Genomic DNA, 23001 nt, shown 5'->3' with positions numbered 1-23001 from the left:
ATCGAGGGTCCAGCGGCGTTACGAACCGGGCGGAATCGCGCTTGTGCGTGGTTAGTGGGAGAATGTTCGGGTGACTGTGTCTCCGGACTTTGACCGGCTGTACGTCGAGGAAACCGACCCGTGGTCGGTGGGGTCGAGTTGGTACGAGCAGCGAAAGGTAGCCGTCGTGCTCGCGGCGCTCGCAGAACGCCGATATACAAGGGCCCTAGATCCCGCGTGCGGCACCGGACATCTAGCGAGAGCGCTCGCCGACAGGTGTGATGATGTCGTGGCGTGTGATGCGTCCGAGGCCGCCGTGGCGGTTGCGCGCGATGTGTGCGCAGACGCGTCGAATATGACGCTCGACGCCCGTCGCCTACCGTACGACGAGGTGTCGTCGCTCGACTCGGCGGTCGGTGAGACTGGGAGGTCGTCGGAGCAGAAGCCGGCTTATCAGGCGATTACGCCGTCTGGCGATATTCTGCGGATCAGTCAGCGATCACCGGCGCCGCGCGGCCCGTTCGACTTGATCGTGTTGTCCGAATTCCTCTATTACCTGTCGGGCGATGAGCGAGCGGCGGCCGTTGCCGAGATGATCGAGCGCGCAGCTGACCGAGTTGAGATCGTCGCGGTCCACTGGCGCGAACGTGCTGACGGCGCGGTGTCGACCGGGGAGGACGTCCACGAAGAGTTGCGTGGCATCTTCGCGGCGCGCCGGTTTCGGCACCAGGTGGCGCATTTCGACGAGGAGTTCGTGTTGGACGTGTTCACGCGGGGGCACGACCACTACATCTCCTGACGGTCACCGGCAGTCGGCTTGCCGTTTCGCCCTGATTACCGTCTCAATCCTCGCCGCCTGAAACCGCACCGCCGCCCCAAGGCCGACCACCGCCTCAAGCGCACCGCAGGCTCAAGCGACTACCGCCGCAAGCCTCGCCACCTGAAACGCAGATCTAGCGGAGGTGCGGCCGTTGGCTAGGTTGACCGGTAGACGAAGCGGGCGAGCACTGCAACAGGCGTCGTCCAGCCGTGGCGTTACTGCTGCGCAGCGTGCTGTCGAGTCATGCGGGCGTTGATCGCGGCGAATAGGCGGTTGCGTTTCGTGTTCTGGAATGCCGCGCAGCGCCATTGTCCCGCCTCGCGCACCATGACGTAGGTCTGGACCTTGTTGTGCCGTACGGCGGATGTACCACGCTTGCCGACGCCTCCCTCGGTGAGCACGACCGCGGTGTCGTCGTTGATCGTGCGAACGTCGAGCACCTTCATCGACATGCGGCTACCGCGCTGCCAACGCTCGAAGACGGGGATGTGGTCGGCGAGGATTTGTGCGCGGCCGTGGCTGATCAGCCCGGCGTAGATGACGTAGGTCGCGTTCTCGGTGAACTCTTCGGCGTACGCCGTTGCGTCGCCGGCGTCCCACGCGCGGCGCATGCGCTCCAGCGTATCGACGATGTCGGGGGATAGGGCGGTATTGGTCATGATGCCTCCTTATGGCAAACTGCACTATCTATAGTGCAGTTTGCCATAAAGGTCTGTCAACCTCGTAGACTTGACGCGATGATCGAATCGCTCCCCGTGCTCAGCCGCGCCGACCGCGACCTCCCCGCGCTGACGGTTCTCGCCCTGCTGACGGTCGGGCCGCGTCACCCGTACGACATTCACCGGTTCGTCGTCGAGACACGTAAGACGTTCGTGGCTGGTATCCCGCGCAGCATCTACCACGCGGTGCAGCGACTCGAGAGCGCGCATCTGATTGAGCCGATTGGCTCGGAGCAGGCCGGCGGCCGTCCCGAACGCACGGTCTTCGCGCTCACCGATGCCGGACGATCCGAGGTGCGTCGCCGGGTATCGCTCTTGCTGTCGACTCCGCAGCCCGACCGCACCGTCACGATCGCGGCTCTGTCCTTCGTCGGCGTACTGACCCGCGATGAGACGCTCCTGGCGCTTCGCGCGCGCCTGACGGCACTCGACTCGGCGGTCGCGCTAGCCACCTCAGATCTGGAATCGGCAGCCGAGGTGCCCGAAATCTTGCTGGTCGAGGCGGCGTACGAGCGTGACCAGTTGAGCGCCGAACGAACATGGTTCAGCGACATTATCGCGCGTATCGAGTCCGGCGACCTCGGCTGGATTCCCGACGGTGCGCTGCCCGGTGATTTCTGAACGGCCGGCCGCGAGTCGCCCGTAATGCGCTGAGGCCCTACTCGAGTTTCTCGAGCAGGGCCTCAGTCGGTGTTTCTTGGTCGGGGTGGCGAGATTCGAACTCACGACCTCTTCGTCCCGAACGAAGCGCGCTACCAAGCTGCGCCACACCCCGGTGAAAGCACCGAAGGGATACTTTACTCGATGCCCCAGTACAAATGCGAGCGGGTGTGAGGAGGGTGACCGCGCACCGCTGACGCGCTTGCGACTCACCCAGCAACGCGCCCCGCCCGACCCACTGGTGCGCGGTGGCCACTGGAGTTGGCGCCGAGGTTAGCGGCGCGCGGTGAGGGTGAGCAGGGTGGCTTCGGGACGGCAGCAGAACCGAATCGGAGCGTACGGCGACGTTCCCAGGCCGGCGCTGACGTGCAGCGTGGTGTCGTTACCGGCCGGCGACGTCCACGAGGACAGCCACCGAACGCGGGAGCGGTCAATTCCGCAATTCGTGGTGGGTGCGCCGTAGATCGGAATCCGTACTTGCCCACCGTGGGTGTGTCCGGCCAACACCACGTCGTACCCGTCGTCGGAGAACCAGTCCAATACGCGCGGCTCGGGGGAATGAGTGAGCCCGATGCGCACATCGGCATCCGCGGCGACTCGCCCAGCGATCTCGGCATACCTGTCGCGGCGTGTGTGCGGATCGTCGGTGCCGCCGAATCCGATCCGTACCCCGGCAACGTCGAGCGTGCCTACGGAGTTGTTCAAGTCGAGCCAGCCACCGGAGGCCAGCTGTTCGCGAAGCGACCGTAGATCGATACGTGCACCGCGCCGGTGCGGCCCACCGCCGGTGAAGTAGTGAATCGGACTTTTCGGCACGGGCGCGAAGTGGTCGTTGTTGCCCCAGATGAACGCGCCCGGCAGACCCAAAAAAGGCTCGTGCGCACGCAGCGAGTTCTCGAACGCGTGCTCATCGCCCCCGATGTGATCGCCTGTAGAGATCACCAGATCCGGGTTGAATCGAGCCAGGCGCCGGACCCACGCGACCTTCCATCGCTGCTGCGCCCTCACGTGTAGGTCGGACAACTGCAACACGCGTATGTCCGGCGATCCCGGCGGCAGCACCGGAACCGTAAACCGCCGCAACGCGAAATTGTTGCGCTCGACGAGCGTGGCGTACGCCGCCGTCATCGTGCCAACTGCGGCGAACGCTGCGGCCACGACGCCAGCTCGTCGTCGCCATGGCGGCGACGGGGCAGTGGGGTGCGCCGCGGCGACGCGCGGCTGCTCAGTGGTCGGCCGGAGACCGGTCAGTTGTCGTCCTCGTCATTGTTGTTGTTGCTCGAAGATGAGTTGCTTGGCGGCTTGTCGTCGGACGGTTTCGCGTCCGACGGCTTGTCTTCGTCCTTCTCCTCATCCTGCTTTTCCTCGTCTTGCTTGTCCTCGTCCTTCTTCTCTTCGTCTTCCTTGTCGGACTTGCAGCCCGTCTTCGGGTCCTGTCCAGGCTGGCACGGCTGGCCGGCCGGGGCTTTACCGCTGGAGACCGAGTAGGTAATCGTGGCCGACAGCGGCACCGTCGAGCCGGGTGCTGGGGACTGGCTGGCCACCACACCCGCGGGAAGTGTGGAGTCGACGGGGTTACCGCTGTCGACGGCGAAGAAGCCCGCATTCTGCGCCATGGCCTGGCAGTTGGACGGTGACTGACCGACGCAGTCGACGCTCATCGTGGTCGACTTGCCGGCCTCAACCTCGGGATCGCCCGGCGGGAATTCGCTCACGCCGACGCTGGGCAGGATCTGTTCCATCGCCAGGCGCCAGATCGTCGCAGGGAAGCCGCCACCGAAGCCCTGCTCGCCACCGCTACCGGGTAGCGGGTTGTTGTTGGTCGGATCGAAGGCGAGTACCGCGGCCACGATGTCCGGCGTGTAGCCGACAAAGGAGTACGCGCGGTTGGTTTCCGCCGTACCCGTCTTACCAGCGATCTGGTAACCAGGAACGTATGCGTTCGCTCCGGTCTGGCCACTGTTGCCCGGCATGACGTCCTTGAGCAGGATCTGGTTGATCGTGTTGGCGACGCCCGGGGACACTGCGTCCTTCGTGCAGTTCGTGTCCGGCGTGTACCAGGGCTTCTTCGTCTCCGGGTTGATCGCCGGCTTGCCATCCGGGCCGGTGATGCTCACGATCGGTGTCGGCTCGCAGCGGGTACCGCTGTTCGCGATGGTGGCGTAGGCGGTGGCGAGCCGCAGCGGGCTGGTCGACTCTGGACCGAGCGTGAACGAGGCGCGCTGTTCAGCCTTGATCGTGTCGGCGATCTCGGTGTCTCCGGGCGCCCACAGCCCGGTGTCTTGCGCGGCCTCAACGACCGGGGTGATCGAGCCCAGGTAATCCTCGAGGGCCACGAAGTAGGTGTTGGAGGACATGTACAGCGCCTGCCACAGCGGCATCCGGCTCGGATAGCCCGCCGTGGCGTTCTCCACCGAGTAGTCGATGCCCATTGCCGCCATGATCTTCGAGGTGTACGGCGGTGGCGCGTTCAACTGGAAGTTGATGCCGGTGCCCTCGCGTAGCGCGGCAATCGTGGTGAACAACTTGTAGGTGGACCCGGCGCCGTCACCGTTCGGCAAGATCGGGTAGTTGTTAACGGTCTGTGTCGGGTCGTTGGGATCGTTGCCGTACTTCTTGTTGACCGCGAGCGCCTGCACCTGACCGGTCTTCGGATCCATGATCGGCATCGTCGCCAGTCGGGTATCGGACAGGCCGAACGTCGACGGGTCCTGATACAGCACGGGAGCGGCGCTCAAGATCGCGTTCGTCGCGGCGTTCTGGTAATTCGGCTGCAACGAGGTCTTGATCGTCAGCCCACCCTCTTTAAGAACCTTCTCCGGAATACCGAGGTTCTTCGTCAGGTACGACGTCACGTAATCGCAATAGAAGCCGCCGTTGTTCGGTGCCTCTGCGCAGGCGCGGTTTGGCTTCGCACCGCCGTCGTTCTTCAAGCCCAATGGCTTCTTCTTGGCCTCTGTAGCCTGGTCTTCGGTGATGGCGTTGGTGTCGGCCATCGCGTCAATTACCAGGTCGCGGCGCTCTTTGGTGGCCTGCGGATTGTTCAGCGGGTCCCAATGAGTCGGCGACTGCACGATGCCGGCGATCATCGCCGCTTGCGCGATACTCAGATCGGCGGGTTCGATACCGAAGTACATCTTCGATGCCGCGCGAATGCCGTATGCGCCGCCGCCCATGTTCATCAGATTCAGGTAGCGCTCAAGAATCTCGTCCTTGGAGATGGTCTTCTCGAGGTTGACGGCGATCTTCGCCTCGCGCAGCTTGCGTGCGTAGCTGCTTTCAGTGGCCTCGTCGCGCTCTTTTTGTGTCGTGGCCTGGTAGAAGAGCACGTTCTTCACCAACTGCTGGGTCAGCGTCGAGGCGCCCTCGTCGGTGTCGCCGCTGATCGTGTTCTTCACCAAGGCGCGGAACATGCCCTCTAGGTCAACACCGTTGTGCTGATAGAACCGCCGGTCCTCGATCGCCACGATCGCCTTCGGCGCCCATTCGCCCATCTTGTCCAGCGTGGTCGGCAGCCGGTAGTAGTTGTAGTAGTAGACCAGCGGCGAATCATCCGCGGCACGTACCCGCGAGATCAACGCCGGCTCGGCGGCATTGAACTCGGTATCGACGTCCTGGACCAGCTGCGATGCGGTTTTCGTCGCTGCGCCTGCTCCACCGAGGACGGGGAAGAGCATCGCGGCAAGCACGAGACCGCCCGCGCAGATCGCTGCGACGAGCTTGACGACGGCCGTCAGTTTGCTGAAAACGGTGCTAGACACCCCGATAGCGTACGCAGGACTAGGTCACTGTCGGGTAAATCGTGAACGATCACCTATCCCAATTTGCCCAGCCAGTCGGCCTCAAACAGGATTTCTGTGTGTCGTAGGAAACATTTTCCCGAAATCGCGTCATAACTTACTGGCGAGTAGGTCTCACTCCACGCAAGGCCAGAAATGGCACCCGTGACCAACAGGAGTGAACACTATGTCGAGCACAATCGTCTTCACCGAAGCTGCGCGTACTCCCATGGCCGACTGGACTGCCGAGGCCCGCTGCATAGGCTCCGATCCGGAGGCACTGTTCGTGCAGGGAGCGGCGCAGCACCAGGCGAAGAAGATCTGCAGCGGCTGTCCGGTACAGACCGAATGTCTTGCTGACGCCCTCGACAACCGAACCGAGTTTGGTGTGTGGGGCGGAATGACCGAGCGTGAACGCCGCGCGCTGCTACGACGTCATCCGGACGTCACCAACTGGCGCCAGCGCCTCGGCGCTCTGGCTAATACCGAATCCGGTGAACGGTTGCACCGAGCGCCTTCCGACACCGGGCGTGCCCGCCGCGTTGGCTAATCGAGCCGAGCCCGTGGGCGCGCCGGTAGGTCGGATTGGGTCGCGCTGGGGCCTTGGCCTTGGGACGGGTCGGGTCGCAAATTACGCAGCAGAATCGGGTGGGCATCGTCTCTAGCGCGATGCCCCGGCTTTTCGGCTGCGTTTTTTGCGCCGCCGCCTTTTTTGCGTGCGCCGAGGCGCCGGGCCCGGGGCGGCAGCGTCTAGGGCGTGGCGAGACGGTCGCCGATTTCGCGGAGGTCCGCTAGGTCATAAGCGTCGCGCGGCAGCGCCTCAACCTCACCGAGCGCGACCTCCGGGTGCGCCTTCACGAAACGGTCGGTGAGTTTCTGCTCGCGCATCGTCAACTCAACCCGTTCGGCGTGTACCCGCAGCGCGGCGGCAGCCAGCGCGCCGTCCTCGGTCGGCTCGACGTCTTCGGGCCACAATTGATCGGCGTACTTGCGCGCCCGGCGCGCGCTCAGCTCGGGGGCGTGCGAATAGTGCGCGCGGTTCATCACCACTCCCGACAACGGCATGTGTTCGCCGACGAGTCGCTCGACGAAGTACGACGCCTCGCGCAACGCGTCCGGCTCCGCCGTCGCGACCACGACGAACGACGTGCCGGGTTGGCGCAATAGGTTGTACGTCGCTTCGGCCCGCGCCCGAAACCCGCCGAACATCGTGTCCAACGCGCCCACGAACGCGGATATATCGCGCAGCACTTCGCCGCCGATGATCTTTGTCAGCACCCGGGAGAACATGCCCATCCCGGCGCTGACCAACTTCAACGCGCCGCGGCCGCCGGAACGAGCCGGGGCCAGCAACACCTTGAGAACCTTGCCGTCCAGGAACCTGGCCATCCGTTCGGGAGCGTCCAAGAAGTCCATTGCCGATCGGCTCGGCGGGGTGTCGACGACGACCAGATCCCATTCGTCTTTGGCGACGAGTTGGCCCAACTTCTCCATCGCCATGTACTCCTGCGTACCGGCGAACGAACTCGACAACGTCTGATAGAAGGGGTTGTCGAAGATCTGCTGAGCTTTCTCCGGCGTCGTGTGTTCGAGCACGATCTCATCGAAGGTGCTCTTCATGTCGAGCATCATCGCGAACAGCTCGCCACCGGATCCGCCTGCAACTCCTGCGACCTCGCGCGGGGTGTTGTCGAGTTCCTCGATTCCCAGCGACTGGGCGAGCCGCTTTGCCGGATCGATGGTGAGCACCACGACGCGGCGTCCGGCCTCCGCGGCGCGCAGCGCAATCGAGGCGGACGTCGTTGTCTTGCCGACCCCGCCCGCGCCGCAGCACACGATCACCCGGGTTTGCGCGGATTCGATCAGTTCGTCGATATCCAGGTGCGGCGCGTCATCGGGGCGCAGCCGCTCCCGAGGCGCGGCCATGGGTTTGCTCACGCGATCACCTCGGCGCCGGCCTGCTCGCGCAATAGCTCGGCCAGGTCGTACAGCCCCTCTTTGGTGATCTGCCCGTGCAGTCGAGGCAACTCCGTCAGGTCAACCCCTAGCGTGGGCAGTACGGCGCGGGCGCGCTGTTCCTGGGTGAACCGTTGGGCGTACTGCTGCATTTCGCTGGCCAACGCGTCGGCGTACGACGGGTCGGCGTCGGACTGCGCCAGGCCCGCCGCGAGACGTGCGTGGACGTCGACCCCGCTGGCGAGTTCGTCTAGTTCGCCCGCTGATAGATGTGGCTCGGTCGCCATGTTGATGATCACCGAGGACACGTCCAACCCGCTGGAGGCCAGTTCGGCGGCGGCGTCGATCGTCTCCTGAACCGGCATCTCTTCCAGCAGCGTGACCAGGTGGATCGCCGTCGTCGAGGAGCGCAGCAGCGCCATGACGCCGTCGGACTGTTTCTTGATCGGACCGACCTTCGTTAATTGGGCGACCTCACCGGTGACATTCAAGAACCGGCCGATTCGTCCGGTCGGGGGAGCGTCCAGGACGACCGCGTCGTACACCCGCTGCCCGTCCTTCACCCGGGTTGTCGCTTCTTTGACCTTGCCGGTCAGTAGTACGTCGCGGAGTCCTGGCGCCACCGCAGTCGCGAAATCGATCGCGCCGACCTTGCGCAACATCCCGCCGGCGCGTTTGAGGCCGTAGAACATGTCGAGGTAGTCCACGAGTGCGGCGTCCGCTTCAACCGCGAGCGCCTCGAGGACTCCGCCGCCGGGCGCGGCAGCGATGGGACGTTCGCCGTACGGCAATGGCGGAATTCCGAAGAGTTGAGCAATGCCCTGACGGTCTTCAACCTCGACCAGCAGCGTTCGGCGTCCGCCCGCGGCGAGCGCGATCGCGAGCGCGGCCGCGACGGTCGTCTTGCCGGTGCCGCCCTTGCCGGATACGACGTGCAACCGCGCGTCACTCCACCAGCTGGGGGTCTCTGGTGCGTCCACCCTCTCAGCGTAGATGAGGTGCCGCCGCGTCGCGTCGTGCCCGGCCTATGAGACGTGGGTGAGCGCGCCGAATACCGCAGCCTAGAGTGTTGCTCATGGCTGAGAAGACATCGTGGGAGTACGTGACCGTTCCGCTGCTGACCCACAACACCAAGCAGATCCTCGACACCTGGGGCGAAGACGGCTGGGAACTCGTATCCGTCACCCCCGGCCCGACCGGTGAGCAACTGGTTGCCTTCATGAAACGCCCGCGCGGCTAGACCTCGAGAGGTACCCCATGGCAGAGATCGCCTCCCGACTGACCGAACTCGGAATCGAGCTGCCGCCGGTGGCCACACCGGCGGGCGCCTACGTGCCCGCGCTACGCAGCGGAAACCTCGTCTACACCTCCGGACAACTGCCGCTGGTCGCCGGAAAACTCCGTCGTGCCGGCAAGGTCGGTGCGAGCGTGTCGTTGGAGGAGGCGCACGACGATGCGCGCCAGGCGGCACTCAACGCGCTCGCCGCAATCGATGATCTGGTAGGTCTAGATCAGGTAACTCGGATCGTGAAGGTCGTCGGGTTCGTTGCTAGTGACCCGGCCTTCACCAAACAGCCGCTGGTCATCAACGGCGCGTCCGAGCTGTTGGGTGAGGTCTTCGGCGATGCGGGTAAGCACGCTCGTTCCGCGGTCGGCGTCGCCGTGTTGCCCCTCGACACCCCCGTCGAGGTGGAGGTCATTGTGGAGGTAAGCGAGTGAGTATGCCAGAGCCGAAGGATGCGTCGACGGTCCTATTCATCAGGGACGGCGCCGAAGGCGTCGAGGTCTACCTGATTCGCCGCGCCCGTCAGATGGCTTTCGCCGGTGGGATGACGGCGTATCCCGGTGGTGGGGTGGACCCGCGCGACTCGGACGCCGAATTCGGCTGGATCGGACCTGACCCTGGGTATTGGGCCGACGCGTTCTCGTGTGATGAGCGCCGCGCCAAGGCACTGGTGGCTGCGGCAGTCCGCGAGACCTTCGAGGAGGCCGGGATCCTGTTGGCCACGGTGGGCGAGTCCCCCGTGAGCGACACCGACAATGAGGAGTGGGAGACCGAGCGTCTCGCGCTGCTGAATCGTGAACAGTCCCTTTCGGAGATGCTGAACCGTCGCGGGATGTCGGTGCGCGCGGACCTGATCCGCCCGTGGGCGCACTGGATCACCCCGAAGGCGGAGTCCAAGCGGTACGACACCCGCTTCTTCTTGATGAAACTGCCCGACGGTGTCGAACCGCGGGAGATTTCCACTGAGCACGACCACGCCGAGTGGGTGCCTGCGGCCCGGGCGGTGGAAGAGTCCGACAACGGCACGCGCCCGATGCTGCCGCCGACCACCGCGACGCTGACGGCGTTGACTGCATTCCAGACGGCAGAGGAGGCGATGGTCTCCGCGCCGCCGACGAGGATCGTGCCGATCATGCCCGAACTCGTGCAGCAGGACGGCGTGAACTATGTGAAGTTGCCGGACGGCACCATGATCAAACCGTCGATCAAGATCGGTCCCGGCCGGTCCGTGGTCAATTAGGATCTGTTGATCTGCGGTGGTTTCGCGCACGCTGTCGGCCCGATAGCGTGCGCGACACCACCGCAGTTCCCGGATATGGAGGTCTGCAGATGACGCACCCGCTGTATGAAGTACGCCGCGACGTCACGCCGTACGCGTCTGTCGTACTCGCCAACAATCCGAACGTGATGACCCTGGATGGCACCAACACCTGGCTGTTGCGCGCCGATGGACGCCGTGAAGCGATCGTCGTCGACCCAGGCCCGGAAGACCTCGAGCACCTCAAGGTCGTCGCGGCCGAGGCCGGCACCGTCGTCGAGGTGCTGTTGACCCACGGACACTGGGACCATTCCGAGTCCGCGAAGACTTTCCATGAGATGACCGGCGCGCGAGTGCGCGCCCTCGACCCCAAACACCAGTACGGCGGCGAAGGCCTCGGCGAGGGCGACGTGATCTCGGCGGCCGGCGTCGAAGTCAAGGTCATCGCGACACCGGGCCACACCAGCGACTCGCTGTCATTCATCGTGGACGACGGCGTCAACCCCGCCGCGGTGATGACCGGGGACACGATCCTCGGCCGCGGCACCACGGTGATCGCCTACCCCGACGGCAACCTCGCTGACTACCTGTCCTCGCTGGAACGGCTCAGGGCGTACGGCGACGCGACCGTGCTGCCGGGGCACGGTCCGGAACTGGAGTCGGCCGGCCGCGCGGCGGAGTTCTATCAGCAGCACCGCGCGCAACGACTGCAGCAGGTCCGCGACGCGCTCGGGGTACTCGGGGACGACGCGACCGCGCGGCAGGTCGTCGAGCATGTCTACACCGACGTACCGGAGTCGAACTGGCCGGCCGCGGAGCAGTCGGTGAAGTCGCAACTGGAGTACCTGCGTACCCACTGAATCCCGTAGGCATCGATTCCCGGCAGGGCGGTTGCGTGACGCAACCGCCCCTGCGGTGTCTCGCACGCCAAGGAATGCGCCGTACGTCGCATTCCTTGACGGCGTACGGCGATGTGTGCTGAAATCTCTGCACCATCCAGAGCGGCCGAGAGACCTGGCTCGAGGACGCCGCAGCAACCGCCCGCCTCGCGGGTAGGTGCTCACGCCAGGACCGATGGAGGAGTCCATGCACAGCAACACGAACCGGTCGTACCGCCTGCACGCGCGGCGGTGTATCGACCTCATGCGCCGCGGTGTCGGCGCCTGTTGTTGCTGACACCGTTCCCGTAAGCCGAGTTATCAGCCCCAACGGCTAGTTTCGGCAACAGCGCACGTTTTCGCCGCATCGTTGCGGCTTCGCCGGCCCGCTGGGACCGCATCACCGTCCTGGCAGCGGGCCATCACTCACGTCAACGATTCATCGGGCCGTCGTACGGCGGTTCATCGTTTGGCGAACCGCCTTTTGACCGAGACAAGGCTTTCGTACCATGTGCTTTTCCTGCAGCTCTGCCTCCGACGTTCGCTCGGGCGACGTCAAGGCCGCGCACGTCCAGTCCATTTTCCGTCGCGCCGCCACGTCGACGTGGGTCATCGCCGGGCTCGGTGAGCACGGCCCGATCGGGCTCACCGTGACTTCGCTGGTGTCGGTATCGACCACGCCGGCGATCGTGAGTTTCAACCTGCCGGCCGACTCAGCAGCGCTCGCCGTGCTGCGGGAGCACCGTTGGGCGGCCGCGCACCTGCTCGATGCCAGCCAAGGCGCCGTTGCCGCCGAATTCCGGCGGTCTGGGTCCTCGGCTATCGACGGTAACGACGACTGGCGCTACGACGATCGTGGCCTGCCGAACCTCAATGGCGCGTGCGCCCGCCTGGTGCTGTCGATCCGGGATTTCTTTGATGCCGGCGAATCCGTCGTCGCGCTCGCGGACGTGCGCGACGGCGCGATCGGCTCCTCGCGGCCGCTCTTACATCACCGCGGCGGATTCATTGCCGCGCTCGCCTGAGGTCACACGATCGCCGACGCTGTCACACGACCCGCCGTATCAATCGTACAAACCATACATATCAGCAAAGGGAAACGAGCATGACCACTGAGCCACTGAAGTTCGCCTACTGGGTACCTAACGTTTCGGGTGGACTTGTTGTCTCCACGATCGAGCAACGCACCAACCACAGTCCCGAATACAACATTGACCTCGCCCAGGCCGCTGAGCATGTCGGATTCGACTATGCGCTGACGCAAGTGCGCTACCTCGCCTCGTACGGCGCCGACGCCCAGCACGAATCGGTCAGCTTTTCGCTCGCGCTGCTGGCGGCGACCGAACGACTGAAGGTGATCGCCGCGGTACACCCCGGGCAGTGGCCGCCGCACATCCTCGCCAAACTCGCCGCGACCGCGCAGGCGACGACCGGTAACCGGCTCGCGTTGAACGTCGTCTCGGGCTGGTTCAAGCAGGAATACACCAACCTCGGTCTCGACTGGCTCGAGCACGAGGAGCGTTACCGCCGCAGCGAGGAATTCATCGAGGTGCTGCGCGGTCTGTGGGCTGAGGAGGGGTTCACCTACCGCGGCGACTTCTATCGAACCCGCGATGTCACCTTCCGCCCGCAACCGACGTTGCAACCGGAGATCTTCCAGGGCGGGAACTCGACGTCCGCGCGGGCGATGGCCGCACGATTGAGCGACTGGTACTTCATGAACGGCAACACACTTGACGGAGTGAACGAGCAGATCGCCGATGTCGCGGCCCAAGCGATCACGCACGCACACGACGTCCGGTTCGCGTTGAACGGCTTCGCCGTCGTCCGGGACAGCGAGGCCGAAGCGCAAGCCGTCGTCGAGGAGATCATCGCCAAGGCGGACGTCGAGAAGGTGCACGGGTTCGGCGAGTCCGTCAAACAGGCCGGGCAAGCGACGCGCGATAAGAAGGGAATGTGGGCGAACTCGGAGTTCCGCGATCTGGTGCAGTACAACGACGGGTTCCGCACGGGCCTGATCGGTACTCCCGAGCAAGTCGCTCGCCGGATTGTCGAGTACAAGAAGGCTGGCGTTAACCTGTTGCTGCTCGGCTTCCTGCATATTCGCGAGGAGGTCGAGCGGTTTGGGCAGCAGGTGATTCCGCTGGTGCGCGAACTAGAGGCGGACCTGGCTGCGAAGGCCGGCCGTGACGACGACCTGGTGGAGGTAACCGGATGACCGAACCCCTTGATGCGGCCGCGCTACGAGCGTTGCAACGCCCGCTGAAGGAGCGTTACAAGGAGGATCCCGCCACCGCGTTGGTGACCAACTCAGTGACCGCGACGCTGCTCGAGGACTCCATCTCGGCCGTCGTACCGACGTGGGCCGGCGACGTGCAGGCGGGACTGCATCCCGCGACCGGCGGCGATGGCAGCGAAGCGTGCTCCGCGGACCTACTGCTGAACGCGCTCGCCGCCTGCGCGGGCGTCACGTTACGTTCGGTTGCCACGGCGCTCGGGGTCACCTTCGACAAGGCAGAGGTGACGGTCACCGGGACCTGGGACGCCCGCGGCACCCTCGGCGTCGCCAAGGACGCGCCGGTCGGCCTCACCGACATCGCATTGTCATTCGATCTCGCGACGGACGCCGACGATGCGACAGTGACGAAGCTGCTGGAACTCACCGAACGCTACTGCGTGATAGCGCAGACGCTCGCCGCCGCGCCCGAGGTGACATTTGCGCGGGCCTAAGTCCAGCAGAATGACGCGGGCCTAAGTGCAGCGAAAAGAAGCCCGGCGGCGTACTCCCACATGGAGTACGCCGCCGGTCTTTCGAGTACTTAGCGGGCGCGACGGGCCAGGCGTTCGCGATCGAGGATGATCACGCTCTTGCCTTCCAGGCGCAGCCAGGAACGCTGAGCGAAGTCGGCGAGCGCCTTGTTCACGGTCTCGCGCGATGCGCCGACCAGCTGAGCGAGCTCTTCCTGGGTGAGGTCGTGAGTCACGCGCAGGTTGTCGCCTTCGGCCTGTCCGAACTGCTTCGACAGGTTCAGCAGGGCCTTCGCGACGCGGCCCGGGACATCGGTGAAGATGAGGTCGGCGACGATGTTGTTCGTGCGGCGCAGGCGACGCGCGATAACGCGCAGCAGGCGCTCGGCGAGGTCGGGGCGATCAGTCAGCCACGGGCGCAGCGCTGCCTTGGGCAGCCGTGCGACGCGGACGTCGGTCAGCGCGGACGCCGTGGAGGTGCGCGGGCCTGGATCGAACAGCGACAATTCGCCGAACTGGTCGGACGGTCCCATGACTGCCAGCAAGTTTTCGCGGCCGTCCGCCGACTTGCGCCCGATTTTCACCTTGCCAGCGAGCACGATGTACAAGCTGTCGCCCTGTTCGCCCTCTTTGAAGATGACCGATCCACGGGCCATATCGAGGAACTCGAATGATCGCGCAAGTGCTTCCTGGGCCTCTTCGTCAACGCCCTGGAACAAGCCTGCGCGGGCCAGTACCTCGTCCACGTGTCCTCCTGATTCGCTGCGGGCTCGGTGCCCGCGTATGCCATATCGACTATTCGTTGTCCGGTTGGGACTTGCGTCGTGCGACGCGACCGCGCCAGCGGTCCATCGCCTTTCGCAGTCCGCCCGCGATGATGTTGTCTACATCCTCTTGCTTCGCGTGGTCGAGGAACCTCTCGACCTCTTGCGGATCATTCGAACGCCGCAGTGGCGCTTCGACCTTCTCCATGAAAAGCAAGAACACAAGCAGGCCGAACGGGAACAGTACGACGAGCAGCGCCGCCACCTGGACCTCCTCAACCTGACTGTCCAGCCTCGAGCGGTCGGCCGAACAGTGATACCTGATCAACTGTATCCATCATTTTGCCGCATGTGCAGTCGTTCACACAGCAGGCAGACCAAGCGATTCGTGCGCCGCGCGTACGCTAGTGCACCGAGGTTCGCCGATCAACCGTTGAATTTTACTCTTTGGGTACCTGATGTCAACGGCGGGTAAGCGTCAGTGCCAGGTTCTAGGCTGAGCGGTGTGACTGCGCCCGAGGACACCCAGCCCGTCGATCAGCCCGTCGTGCGGCCTGCCGCACCGCGCCGTAAAAGCGCGAAGCAATGGGCCGCCGAAACACCACGTGGGCGCACGCGACGCGCCCGCACGATCAACCGCGAACTTGCCGAGATCTATCCCGACGCGCACTGCGAACTGGACTTCCGCACGCCGCTGGAACTGTCGGTCGCCACGATCTTGTCGGCGCAGTGCACCGACAAGCGGGTTAATCAGGTGACGCCCGCGCTGTTCGCGAAATACCCCGACGCTGCGGCGTACGCCGGCGCTGATCCCACCGAACTCCAAGAGATGATCCGCAGCACCGGATTCTTCCGCAACAAGACCAACTCGCTGATCGGGCTCGGCCAGGAGCTACTGGAACGGCACGACGGTGAGGTGCCGCGGCGACTGGAGGACCTGGTGAAACTGCCCGGCATGGGCCGCAAGACCGCAAACGTCGTCCTCGGCAATGCGTTCGGGGTTCCCGGGCTGACGGTCGATACGCATTTCGGGCGGCTGGTGCGGCGTTGGGGCCTGACCGATCTGGAAGACCCGGTGAAGGTTGAGCACGCGATCGGCGAGCTGATCCCTAAGAAAGAGTGGACTATGTACAGCCACCGGGTGATTTTCCATGGCCGGCGGGTCTGCCATGCGCGTAAGCCAGCCTGCGGCGCCTGCGGAATCGCCGCGTTGTGTCCGGCGTACGGCGCTGGCCCGACCGGGTTCGACGAGGCGGAGAAGTTGGTGAAGACGGCGGCTGACTTCCGCTAAAACGCAGCGCCAGCGACATGTTGTCGTCCATACGTGGACAAGTGACCGCTCACGCTGCGTGTTGCGCAGGCGCGCACCCCTCGTCTGCCGGGTCCGCGCTGCTTCAGGCGCACGCTCTGCCTCAGATTGGGCGTCAATTCGCGGCTTGGTATGCGCGCTCCGGCGAGAACCCGCGGCGCGGGTAACCTTGGTCGGGTGTGGATTCGACGGCTGAGCGCCAGCGTGGGGCTCGTTCTATTGACCGCCTGTGGATCAGGGAGTCCTGACGCCGATGAAGCCAAGGCAACGGCTGGCACGGCACCACAGTCCGATTTCACCGTTGACTGCCCGACATTCGAAGCGCCATCGGGCGAGGCAACCGATGACAAGTTGCCGGACGTCACGCTCGAGTGCCTGGGATCGGGGGGCGAGCCCGTTGCGATCGCCGGCGTCCCGCCGCGTCCGACCGTCGTCAACTTGTGGGCGTCCTGGTGTGGCCCGTGCCTTGAAGAGATGCCGATCCTGGATGAGTTCGCAGCGTTGGGGGACGGGGAGGTAGATGTGCTCGGTGTCGTCACGCAGAACGCCCGGAGTCAGGCCACGGCGTACGCCGCCGAGATGAATGTGACGTTCCCCAGCGTGGTCGATTTCGAGGGTCAAGTGCTTACCGCAGAGGGATTCGTGGCCTTGCCTGCGACGATCCTGCTCGACGATGAGGGGACCATCGCGTATCGGCATATCGGTCCGTACAAGAGCGTCGAAGATCTCGCGGCGGACGTCGAGAAGTACCTGGCGGTGTCGCTGTGAGCGGCCACGCGCGCGAACATGTGGTGATTCCGGGCGACGTCGGTTTCGATCCGCCGCCCGACTACCTGCGCGAACTGCTGCTGCGGATCGACCGTGCCACTGCCGACGACATTCATCGCTTTCAGCCGCCGCCCGGCACTGAAGTTCGGCGCTCCGCCGTCCTGATCCTGATGGCTCGCGGGGTCGACGGGCCCGACGTGCTGTTGACCGAGCGGTCCGCCACGATGCGTAGCCAACCTGGCCAGGTGTCGTTTCCGGGCGGGTCGATCGATCCGGACGACGCTAACGAGTACGCCGCTGCGCTGCGCGAGACCCACGAAGAGGTGGGGATCGATCCAGCGACCATTTCGATCCACGGCCGGATGCCCGACCTGTACATCCCGGCGCGGCAGTTTGCGGTGGCGCCGATCATCGGCACGGCTGCCGACGATTACCAACTAGGGCAGCTCAGCGACGCCGAAGTCGAGCGAGCCGCCCGAGTTCCGCTGCCGACCCTCGCCGATCCTGACCTGCGGTACACCGTGACCGCCCCGAACGGTTACCGAGGGCCGGCGTTCATCGTCGATGGGCTGTTCGTGTGGGGATTCACCGCGAACGTGATCGACAGTGTGCTGCGACTCGGTGGCTTCTCCCGTGAGTGGGACAAACGCCGCACCATTCCGTTGCCGGATCGGTTCCGGCGGTGAGGGCTCGACGCGCTGTCGCGAGCCGCGCTGTCGCGAGCCGTGTCGTTCCGGCGCGGCGGGCCACGCGGACGGTGGCGGCCGGGTGTGCCGTGCTCCTGATGGTGGCGGCCTGTAGCGACAGCGCCGAAGAACCCGATGAGTCCGCGCCGTCCGACGCAGTCACCGTCGAGGAGGACGGCACTCAGGTCGTCGATCTGCGCGAAACCGAGGACTACCGCTTCAACCCGGAATCCCCGCACGTGCACACCGGCAAAATCCGGATCGATATGACGAACACGTCGCAGGCAGTCACGCACAGCCTCGCATTCAAGCCCGACGGCCCCGACGAGGAGATCCCCTTCATCAACCCAGGGGAGACCAAGTCGATTGCATTCTCGATCGCGAATCCCGGCGAATACCAGTTCTTCTGCACGTTCCACGAACAGCTTGGCCAGCGAGGGACGCTGACGGTCGAGGCGCCGTGAACGTCAGCGTGCTCGTCGATATCGCGATCGTCGTGATCATCGTCGCGATGACGGCCGTGGGCTTTCGCAGTGGGCTGTTGAAGGCGGGGTCCTCGCTCGTGGGTCTCGTGCTCGGCATCGCCGTCTCTATCCCGATCGTCTCGTACCTGGGCAAGCAGATTGCAGACTCCGGTCCACGTATCGCGGTAGTGGTGGGGCTGATCGTGCTGTTGGCGAACGTGGGATACGTCAGCGGCATGCTGATCGGCGAGCGGCTACGTAAACGGGTCCGAAAGCGCGCCGCGATCGGCGTCGACCGCGCTGCCGGCGGTGTCGTGTCAGCGCTCGTCGCCATCCTGTTCGTGTGGACCCTCGCCTTGCCGTTGGCCGCGTCAGCGTTGCCGGGCGTCGCCAAGACCGTACGAGGATCATCGATCCTGCCGGTCATCGACTCGATCATGCCCGATGGTGCACGCACGGCGTACGACGCGATCGAGGCTGCGCTCGCCGACCAGGGACTGCCCGACGTACTCGCCCCGCTGCAGCAGACCGACGTCGCCGACGTCGGTGCGCCGAACACCGGAGCCATTCAGGATCCGGAGGTACTGACCGCGAGTGGCTCGGTGGTCAAGGTGATCGGGGATGCGCCGCAATGCAGTCGACAGATCAACGGGTCGGGCTTCGTGTACGCCGCCGATCGCGTGGTGACGAACGCGCACGTCGTCGCTGGTACGTCGTCCATGTCGATTCAGACCGCTTCGCAGACGTACGACGCGAGCGTCGTGTACGCCGACGAAGGGATCGACGTTGCGATCTTGAAGGTCGATGGGCTGGGGTTGCCGGCACTACCGGTGGACGCGGTAGCGCCGGATTCTGGTGCCGATGTCGTTGTTGCCGGATACCCGGGAGGAGGCCCGATGACGCTCGGCGCCGCGAAGGTACGCACCACCGGGGATATCTCTGGTCCGAACTTCCGGAACACCTCGACGATCACTCGGGAAGTGGTGGCGTTGCGCGGCACAGTCGTCGGCGGGAACTCGGGCGGTCCGCTGCTGGATCTGGACGGAGAAGTCGTCGGGTTGGTGTTCGCCGCGGCCGTAGACGAGGCCGACGTCGGCTACGCGCTGAGCGTCGATCAGATCGACGAGGCGCTCGCGGCTGGCGAGAATAAGGACACGAACGTCGTCACCGGCGACTGCTACGAGTAACTGGCCAAGCACCGCCGGTTTGGTCATCGACGGCTACCGTCCGGTCAGTCGCCCACCACGGCGTCCGCCTCTTGGTCATCGACGGCACCGCCCCTTCGGTCATCGGCGGCCCCTTGGTCATCGGCGGACCGGCTTGGACGTGTGCGGGCCGGGGAGTCAGCCGGCGAGGAAGTTCAGCAGCGCGGCGGTTACCAGATCGGGGTGCTCCTCGGCGGGAAAGTGCCCGCAACCCTCCACCAACAGCCACTCGTACCTGCCGGCGACGTACGCCTCGGAACCGTGCGCCGTCTGGGGCAAGACACAGGTGTCCGCGTCGCCGTGAATCTGCAGAACCGGGCACTGCAACTGCCGCGCCATCGACTGCTGGAACGCGTAACCATCCGGGCGCAGCAGGGAACGAACCTGCCAGCGCGAGTACTCCGCACAGCCGTACGCCGCCTGCGGCACCTGCATCGCGCTGCGGTAGATCGCAGTTGCGGCCCGAAAGTCGTCGGTGTCGCGCCACGGCCCGCTCCATGAGCGCATCAAGCGCCGTACCTCGGCGGCGTCATCGCGGGTCAGTCGTGCCTCGGGCAGTCGCGGCAACTGGCTGTTGAATACGTGCGCCGAGCCGCGTCGCTGCGCCTGCGAGCGAACGATTTCCCGGCGCCAGCGTCGTGGATGCGCCGCGCCTAGCACCGCGAGGCCATCGACGATGCCGGGGTGTAGTGCCGCGGTCGTCCACGCGATCATGCCGCCGAGATCTTGCCCGACGAGGAACGCGTGGGACTGACCCAACGCACGCACCAAACCCGCGATATCGCCGGCGGTCGTGACTGGGTCGTACGGGCGCGGCGGCTTATCGCTGGAGCCGGTGCCGCGCAGATCGACAGCGACAACGCGATAACCGGCGCCCGCGAGCGCGGGGATTTGATGCCGCCACGCCCACCAGATCTCCGGAAATCCGGGCAGCAGGACGACGAGGGGACCGCTGCCGGCTTCGGCGATGTGCAGCCGTACGCCGTTCGCAGTGATGTCGCGGTGCGTCCACGGACCGGGCAGCAGCAGATCGTTTTGTTCGGTGAGCCCCACTAAATTAGCGACTCGGGGTGGCGGACGGCGCCGCCGCATCGCCACCCTTCACCGCGTCCACCAGGGCCTTGTTGGCCTTCAGTGAGCCGATGGTCCGCTCTGGGGCGCGCAGTTTCTTGAACTTGCGAATTCCGAGCAGTGCCAAGGCGCCGGCCACCAGCAGAAACACCACGAAGATGATCAGGAAGCTCAGCCACCGCGGCAGCCCGATCGGACCGGCGAGCAGCTCGGCGATAGCGACGAATAAGAACGGCAACGCCAGTGCCACGATGACGCCCGCGGCAGCGAGCATGCCCGAGCCGGCGACACCCTTCTTGACCTCGCTCTTGACCTCGGACTTAGCGAGTTCAATCTCCGAACGCAGCAGGGTGGAGAAATGCGTCGAGGCTTCCTTGACGAGCGTGCCCACACTCGGTTGCGCGACGTCGAGATCGACATTGACGGGCTCGCGCTGCGGTACAGCCATGCTTTTATCTCCTGGTTCCCGGTCGGTAGGCCGTCAGGCTTGCACTGAATGGTCCGTGAACGTGAGTTTAGGGAACTCGCGGGACCCGTGGGGCGATTACCCCGACCGAACTCGCCTGGCCGTTGACATCTAACCAGTGGCCGTCGGCCGGGGCTGCCGCTGCTCATCGCCGGTCACTGACCGGCTTGCGCCTACTCGTCGGCGGTATGGCCGGAGAGCTTGGCCTGGATCTGATCCATCACCGTGCTGTCGGCGAGCGTGGTGACATCGCCAACTTCCCGCTTCTCGGCCACATCGCGCAGCAGGCGACGCATGATCTTGCCGGAGCGAGTCTTGGGCAATTCCGGCACCACCATGATCTGGCGCGGCTTCGCGATCGGCGAGATCTCCGACGACACGTGATTGCGCAGTTCTTGAACGACGGCGTCGCCGGAGTCCTCGACTCCACCGCGCAGGATCACGAACGCGACCACCGCTTGACCGGTAGTTTCGTCGGACGCACCGACGACGGCAGCCTCAGCGACCTTGGGATGCGAGACGAGCGCCGATTCGATCTCCGTCGTCGACATCCGGTGACCGGACACGTTCATCACGTCGTCCACTCGGCCGAGCACCCAAATGTCGCCGTCTTCGTCCTTCTTCGCGCCGTCCCCCGCGAAGTACACACCCTCGAACCGGGACCAGTATGTATCGACGTACCGATCGTCATCGCCCCACACCGTGCGCAGCATCGACGGCCAGGGCTTCGTGATCACGAGGTAGCCGCCCTGGCCGTTTTCCACGGGCTTGCCGTGGTTGTCCACGACGTCCGCAAAGATTCCGGGAATCGGCCGCATTGCCGAACCGGGCTTAGCGGCGGTGACGCCCGGGAGCGGTGAAATCATCACCGAACCGGTTTCGGTCTGCCACCAGGTATCGACGACGGGCACATTGTCATGGCCGATCACGCGGCGGTACCAGACGTACGCTTCGGGGTTGATCGGCTCGCCGACCGAGCCCATCAGCCGCAGGGTGCTCAGGTCGTACTTGCCCGGGATCTCCTCGCCCCACTTCATGAACATCCGGATCACGGTGGGCGCGCAGTAGAGGATCGACACCTTGTACTTGTCGATGATTTCCCACCAGCGGCCCTGATGCGGGGTGTCGGGGGTGCCTTCGTACAGCACGGACGTCGCCCCGTTGGCCAAGGGCCCGTACACGATGTAGGAGTGGCCCGTCACCCAGCCGACGTCCGCCGCGGTCCAGAACACGTCGGTTTCGGGTTTGAGGTCGAACAGCGTCGAATGCGTGTACGCGCACCCGGTCAGGTAGCCACCCGTGGTGTGCAGGATTCCCTTGGGCTTCCCGGTGGTTCCCGAGGTGTACATCACGTACAGCGGATGCTCGGCGTCGAAGGCTTCTGGGGTGTGCTCGGCCGACTGGGTATCGACCAGGTCGGCCCACCAGTGATCGCGGCCCTCGGTCATCGGGGTGTCTTGGCCGGTGCGTTTTGCCACGATCACGCTGTGTACGTCGGGGCATTTCTCCACGGCGCGGTCGACGGTGTCTTTCAGCCCGGCCGGTTTGCCGCGGCGGTAGCCGCCGTCGGCGGTGATGACGACCTTCGCGCCGCAATCCTGGATGCGTGAGGCCAGTGAATCGGCAGCGAACCCGCCGAATACGACGGTATGTGCTGCGCCGATCCGTGCGCAGGAGAGCATCGCGAAGATTGTTTCGGGGATCATCGGCATGTAGATCGCGACGGTGTCGCCGCTCTTTACGCCGAGTTGAAGTAGCGCGTTCGCGCCGCGGCTGATCTCGTCCTTGAGGTTGGCGTAGGTGATGGTGCGGGTATCTCCGGGCTCACCTTCGAAGTGGTAGGCGACGCGGTCGCCGTTACCGGCCTCAACGTGTCGGTCGACGCAGTTGTATGCGGCGTTGAGTTTGCCTCCCACGAACCACTTGGCGAACGGTGGGTTGCTCCAGTCCAGGGTTTGGGTGGGTTTGGTGTCCCATGTCAGCAGTTGGTCGGCCAGTTTGCCCCAGTAGGCCTCGTAGTCGGCCGCGGCCTCGTCGTACGCCTCTGCCTTGAGGTTGGCCTGCGCGGCGAACTCAGCAGTCGGCGGGAAGGTCCGCGTCTCATGTAGCAGGTTGTCGATGGTTGGCGTCTCGTCAGACATACATGCCTCCAGATAGCGGAACGTGACTCGCATCCCAATCTATCG

Annotated in this window: 25 protein-coding genes, 1 tRNA gene and 1 riboswitch; of the genes, 15 read left to right on the top strand and 11 right to left on the bottom strand. The window is 65.0% G+C overall.

Translation table 11 applies throughout. The features are described from left to right. The first annotated feature begins 70 nt into the window (after positions 1 to 70). Positions 71 to 778 (top strand): methyltransferase domain-containing protein, encoded by a 708-nt coding sequence (locus E1H16_RS03060; protein ID WP_134322189.1) that lies wholly within the window; start codon positions 71 to 73, stop codon positions 776 to 778. 236 nt (positions 779 to 1014) lie between these two features. Here E1H16_RS03060 and E1H16_RS03055 read toward each other — a convergent pair whose 3' ends face one another. Continuing rightward, entirely contained in the window at positions 1015 to 1458 is a 444-nt protein-coding gene (locus tag E1H16_RS03055) for an SgcJ/EcaC family oxidoreductase (protein WP_134322188.1), read from the bottom strand. A 78-nt stretch (positions 1459 to 1536) separates the two neighbouring features. On the opposite strand from E1H16_RS03055, the gene E1H16_RS03050 reads away from it, so the two are divergent. Then, positions 1537 to 2139 carry a PadR family transcriptional regulator gene (locus E1H16_RS03050; protein ID WP_134322187.1) on the top strand — a complete coding sequence of 201 codons (603 nt, stop codon included), beginning with the start codon at positions 1537 to 1539 and terminating at the stop codon, positions 2137 to 2139. A 77-nt stretch (positions 2140 to 2216) separates the two neighbouring features. On the opposite strand, the gene E1H16_RS03045 is transcribed toward E1H16_RS03050, so the two are convergent. The 3 genes from E1H16_RS03045 to E1H16_RS03035 form a co-directional block, all read right to left on the bottom strand. After that, a tRNA-Pro gene (locus tag E1H16_RS03045) sits at positions 2217 to 2293 on the bottom strand. 158 nt (positions 2294 to 2451) lie between these two features. Further along, complete coding sequence (locus tag E1H16_RS03040) at positions 2452 to 3336, bottom strand: metallophosphoesterase (RefSeq protein ID WP_243837605.1); 885 nt, start codon at positions 3334 to 3336, stop codon at positions 2452 to 2454. Positions 3337 to 3425: 89 nt separating this feature from the next. Continuing rightward, positions 3426 to 5939, bottom strand: coding sequence for a penicillin-binding protein (locus tag E1H16_RS03035; protein WP_134322186.1), 2514 nt, complete (start codon positions 5937 to 5939; stop codon positions 3426 to 3428). 205 nt (positions 5940 to 6144) lie between these two features. Between E1H16_RS03035 and E1H16_RS03030 the strand changes: the two genes are divergently transcribed. Then, a complete protein-coding gene (locus E1H16_RS03030; protein WP_134322185.1) occupies positions 6145 to 6507 on the top strand; it encodes a WhiB family transcriptional regulator in 363 nt (120 codons plus the stop codon). A gap of 200 nt (positions 6508 to 6707) precedes the next feature. On the opposite strand, the gene bagB is transcribed toward E1H16_RS03030, so the two are convergent. Together bagB and bagA are read right to left on the bottom strand one after the other, a co-directional pair. Beyond that, the gene (bagB, locus tag E1H16_RS03025) at positions 6708 to 7895 is read right to left on the bottom strand and encodes an ArsA family ATPase (RefSeq protein WP_243837604.1); all 1188 of its coding nucleotides are present in this window, start codon (positions 7893 to 7895) and stop codon (positions 6708 to 6710) included. Continuing rightward, positions 7892 to 8893: an ATPase BagA gene (bagA, locus tag E1H16_RS03020; protein ID WP_134322184.1), complete on the bottom strand. Its 1002-nt coding sequence runs from the start codon at positions 8891 to 8893 to the stop codon at positions 7892 to 7894. Before bagA ends, bagB begins: the two co-directional genes overlap by 4 nt. A 95-nt stretch (positions 8894 to 8988) precedes the next feature. On the opposite strand from bagA, the gene sp36 reads away from it, so the two are divergent. The 7 genes from sp36 to E1H16_RS02985 all read left to right on the top strand — a co-directional run bounded on the left by sp36 (position 8989) and on the right by E1H16_RS02985 (position 14064). Beyond that, a complete protein-coding gene (sp36, locus tag E1H16_RS03015; protein WP_134322183.1) occupies positions 8989 to 9153 on the top strand; it encodes a Sp36 family protein in 165 nt (54 codons plus the stop codon). A gap of 17 nt (positions 9154 to 9170) precedes the next feature. After that, on the top strand, positions 9171 to 9632 hold the full coding sequence (locus E1H16_RS03010; RefSeq protein WP_134322182.1) for a RidA family protein: 462 nt from the start codon (positions 9171 to 9173) through the stop codon (positions 9630 to 9632). A 2-nt stretch (positions 9633 to 9634) separates the two neighbouring features. Further along, positions 9635 to 10438, top strand: a complete 804-nt coding sequence (locus tag E1H16_RS03005) for an NUDIX hydrolase (protein ID WP_134322181.1) — start codon at positions 9635 to 9637, stop codon at positions 10436 to 10438. An 89-nt stretch (positions 10439 to 10527) separates the two neighbouring features. Continuing rightward, positions 10528 to 11316, top strand: coding sequence for an MBL fold metallo-hydrolase (locus E1H16_RS03000; protein WP_134322180.1), 789 nt, complete (start codon positions 10528 to 10530; stop codon positions 11314 to 11316). Between the two features lie 129 nt (positions 11317 to 11445). Then, positions 11446 to 11537: riboswitch (SAM riboswitch) on the top strand. Between the two features lie 306 nt (positions 11538 to 11843). Beyond that, positions 11844 to 12359, top strand: a complete 516-nt coding sequence (locus E1H16_RS02995; RefSeq protein ID WP_134322179.1) for a flavin reductase family protein — start codon at positions 11844 to 11846, stop codon at positions 12357 to 12359. A gap of 80 nt (positions 12360 to 12439) precedes the next feature. Further along, a complete protein-coding gene (gene sfnG / locus E1H16_RS02990; RefSeq protein ID WP_134322178.1) occupies positions 12440 to 13552 on the top strand; it encodes a dimethylsulfone monooxygenase SfnG in 1113 nt (370 codons plus the stop codon). After that, positions 13549 to 14064, top strand: coding sequence for an OsmC family protein (locus tag E1H16_RS02985; RefSeq protein WP_134322177.1), 516 nt, complete (start codon positions 13549 to 13551; stop codon positions 14062 to 14064). The genes sfnG and E1H16_RS02985 overlap by 4 nt, the downstream gene beginning before the upstream one ends. Positions 14065 to 14153: 89 nt before the next feature. On the opposite strand, the gene E1H16_RS02980 is transcribed toward E1H16_RS02985, so the two are convergent. Both E1H16_RS02980 and E1H16_RS02975 read right to left on the bottom strand, forming a co-directional pair. After that, positions 14154 to 14828, bottom strand: a complete 675-nt coding sequence (locus E1H16_RS02980; protein WP_134322176.1) for a Crp/Fnr family transcriptional regulator — start codon at positions 14826 to 14828, stop codon at positions 14154 to 14156. A 49-nt stretch (positions 14829 to 14877) separates the two neighbouring features. Further along, positions 14878 to 15111: a hypothetical protein gene (locus tag E1H16_RS02975; RefSeq protein ID WP_134322175.1), complete on the bottom strand. Its 234-nt coding sequence runs from the start codon at positions 15109 to 15111 to the stop codon at positions 14878 to 14880. A 240-nt stretch (positions 15112 to 15351) separates the two neighbouring features. On the opposite strand from E1H16_RS02975, the gene nth reads away from it, so the two are divergent. The 5 genes from nth to E1H16_RS02950 all read left to right on the top strand — a co-directional run bounded on the left by nth (position 15352) and on the right by E1H16_RS02950 (position 19260). Then, on the top strand, positions 15352 to 16137 hold the full coding sequence (gene nth, locus E1H16_RS02970) for an endonuclease III (protein WP_243837602.1): 786 nt from the start codon (positions 15352 to 15354) through the stop codon (positions 16135 to 16137). A 195-nt stretch (positions 16138 to 16332) separates the two neighbouring features. Beyond that, positions 16333 to 16923 (top strand): TlpA family protein disulfide reductase, encoded by a 591-nt coding sequence (locus tag E1H16_RS02965; protein ID WP_166741597.1) that lies wholly within the window; start codon positions 16333 to 16335, stop codon positions 16921 to 16923. Further along, complete coding sequence (locus E1H16_RS02960; RefSeq protein WP_134322173.1) at positions 16920 to 17609, top strand: NUDIX hydrolase; 690 nt, start codon at positions 16920 to 16922, stop codon at positions 17607 to 17609. The genes E1H16_RS02965 and E1H16_RS02960 overlap by 4 nt, the downstream gene beginning before the upstream one ends. Positions 17610 to 17707: 98 nt before the next feature. After that, entirely contained in the window at positions 17708 to 18073 is a 366-nt protein-coding gene (locus tag E1H16_RS02955; protein WP_134322172.1) for a cupredoxin domain-containing protein, read from the top strand. Continuing rightward, positions 18070 to 19260 (top strand): MarP family serine protease, encoded by a 1191-nt coding sequence (locus E1H16_RS02950; RefSeq protein WP_134322171.1) that lies wholly within the window; start codon positions 18070 to 18072, stop codon positions 19258 to 19260. Before E1H16_RS02955 ends, E1H16_RS02950 begins: the two co-directional genes overlap by 4 nt. 156 nt (positions 19261 to 19416) lie before the next feature. Here E1H16_RS02950 and E1H16_RS02945 read toward each other — a convergent pair whose 3' ends face one another. The 3 genes from E1H16_RS02945 to acs all read right to left on the bottom strand — a co-directional run bounded on the left by E1H16_RS02945 (position 19417) and on the right by acs (position 22956). Then, complete coding sequence (locus E1H16_RS02945; RefSeq protein ID WP_243837600.1) at positions 19417 to 20331, bottom strand: alpha/beta fold hydrolase; 915 nt, start codon at positions 20329 to 20331, stop codon at positions 19417 to 19419. 4 nt (positions 20332 to 20335) lie between these two features. Further along, on the bottom strand, positions 20336 to 20797 hold the full coding sequence (locus E1H16_RS02940) for a phage holin family protein (RefSeq protein ID WP_134322169.1): 462 nt from the start codon (positions 20795 to 20797) through the stop codon (positions 20336 to 20338). Between the two features lie 191 nt (positions 20798 to 20988). Next, on the bottom strand, positions 20989 to 22956 hold the full coding sequence (acs, locus tag E1H16_RS02935; RefSeq protein ID WP_134322168.1) for an acetate--CoA ligase: 1968 nt from the start codon (positions 22954 to 22956) through the stop codon (positions 20989 to 20991). Positions 22957 to 23001: the final 45 nt, after the last annotated feature.

Origin of the sequence: Cumulibacter soli, from assembly GCF_004382795.1 — a bacterium.
In the GTDB taxonomy this organism is placed as follows: domain Bacteria; phylum Actinomycetota; class Actinomycetes; order Mycobacteriales; family Antricoccaceae; genus Cumulibacter; species Cumulibacter soli.
The sequence above is the reverse complement of the archived record's forward strand: the minus strand, read 5'-3'. Positions and strand labels throughout refer to the sequence as shown.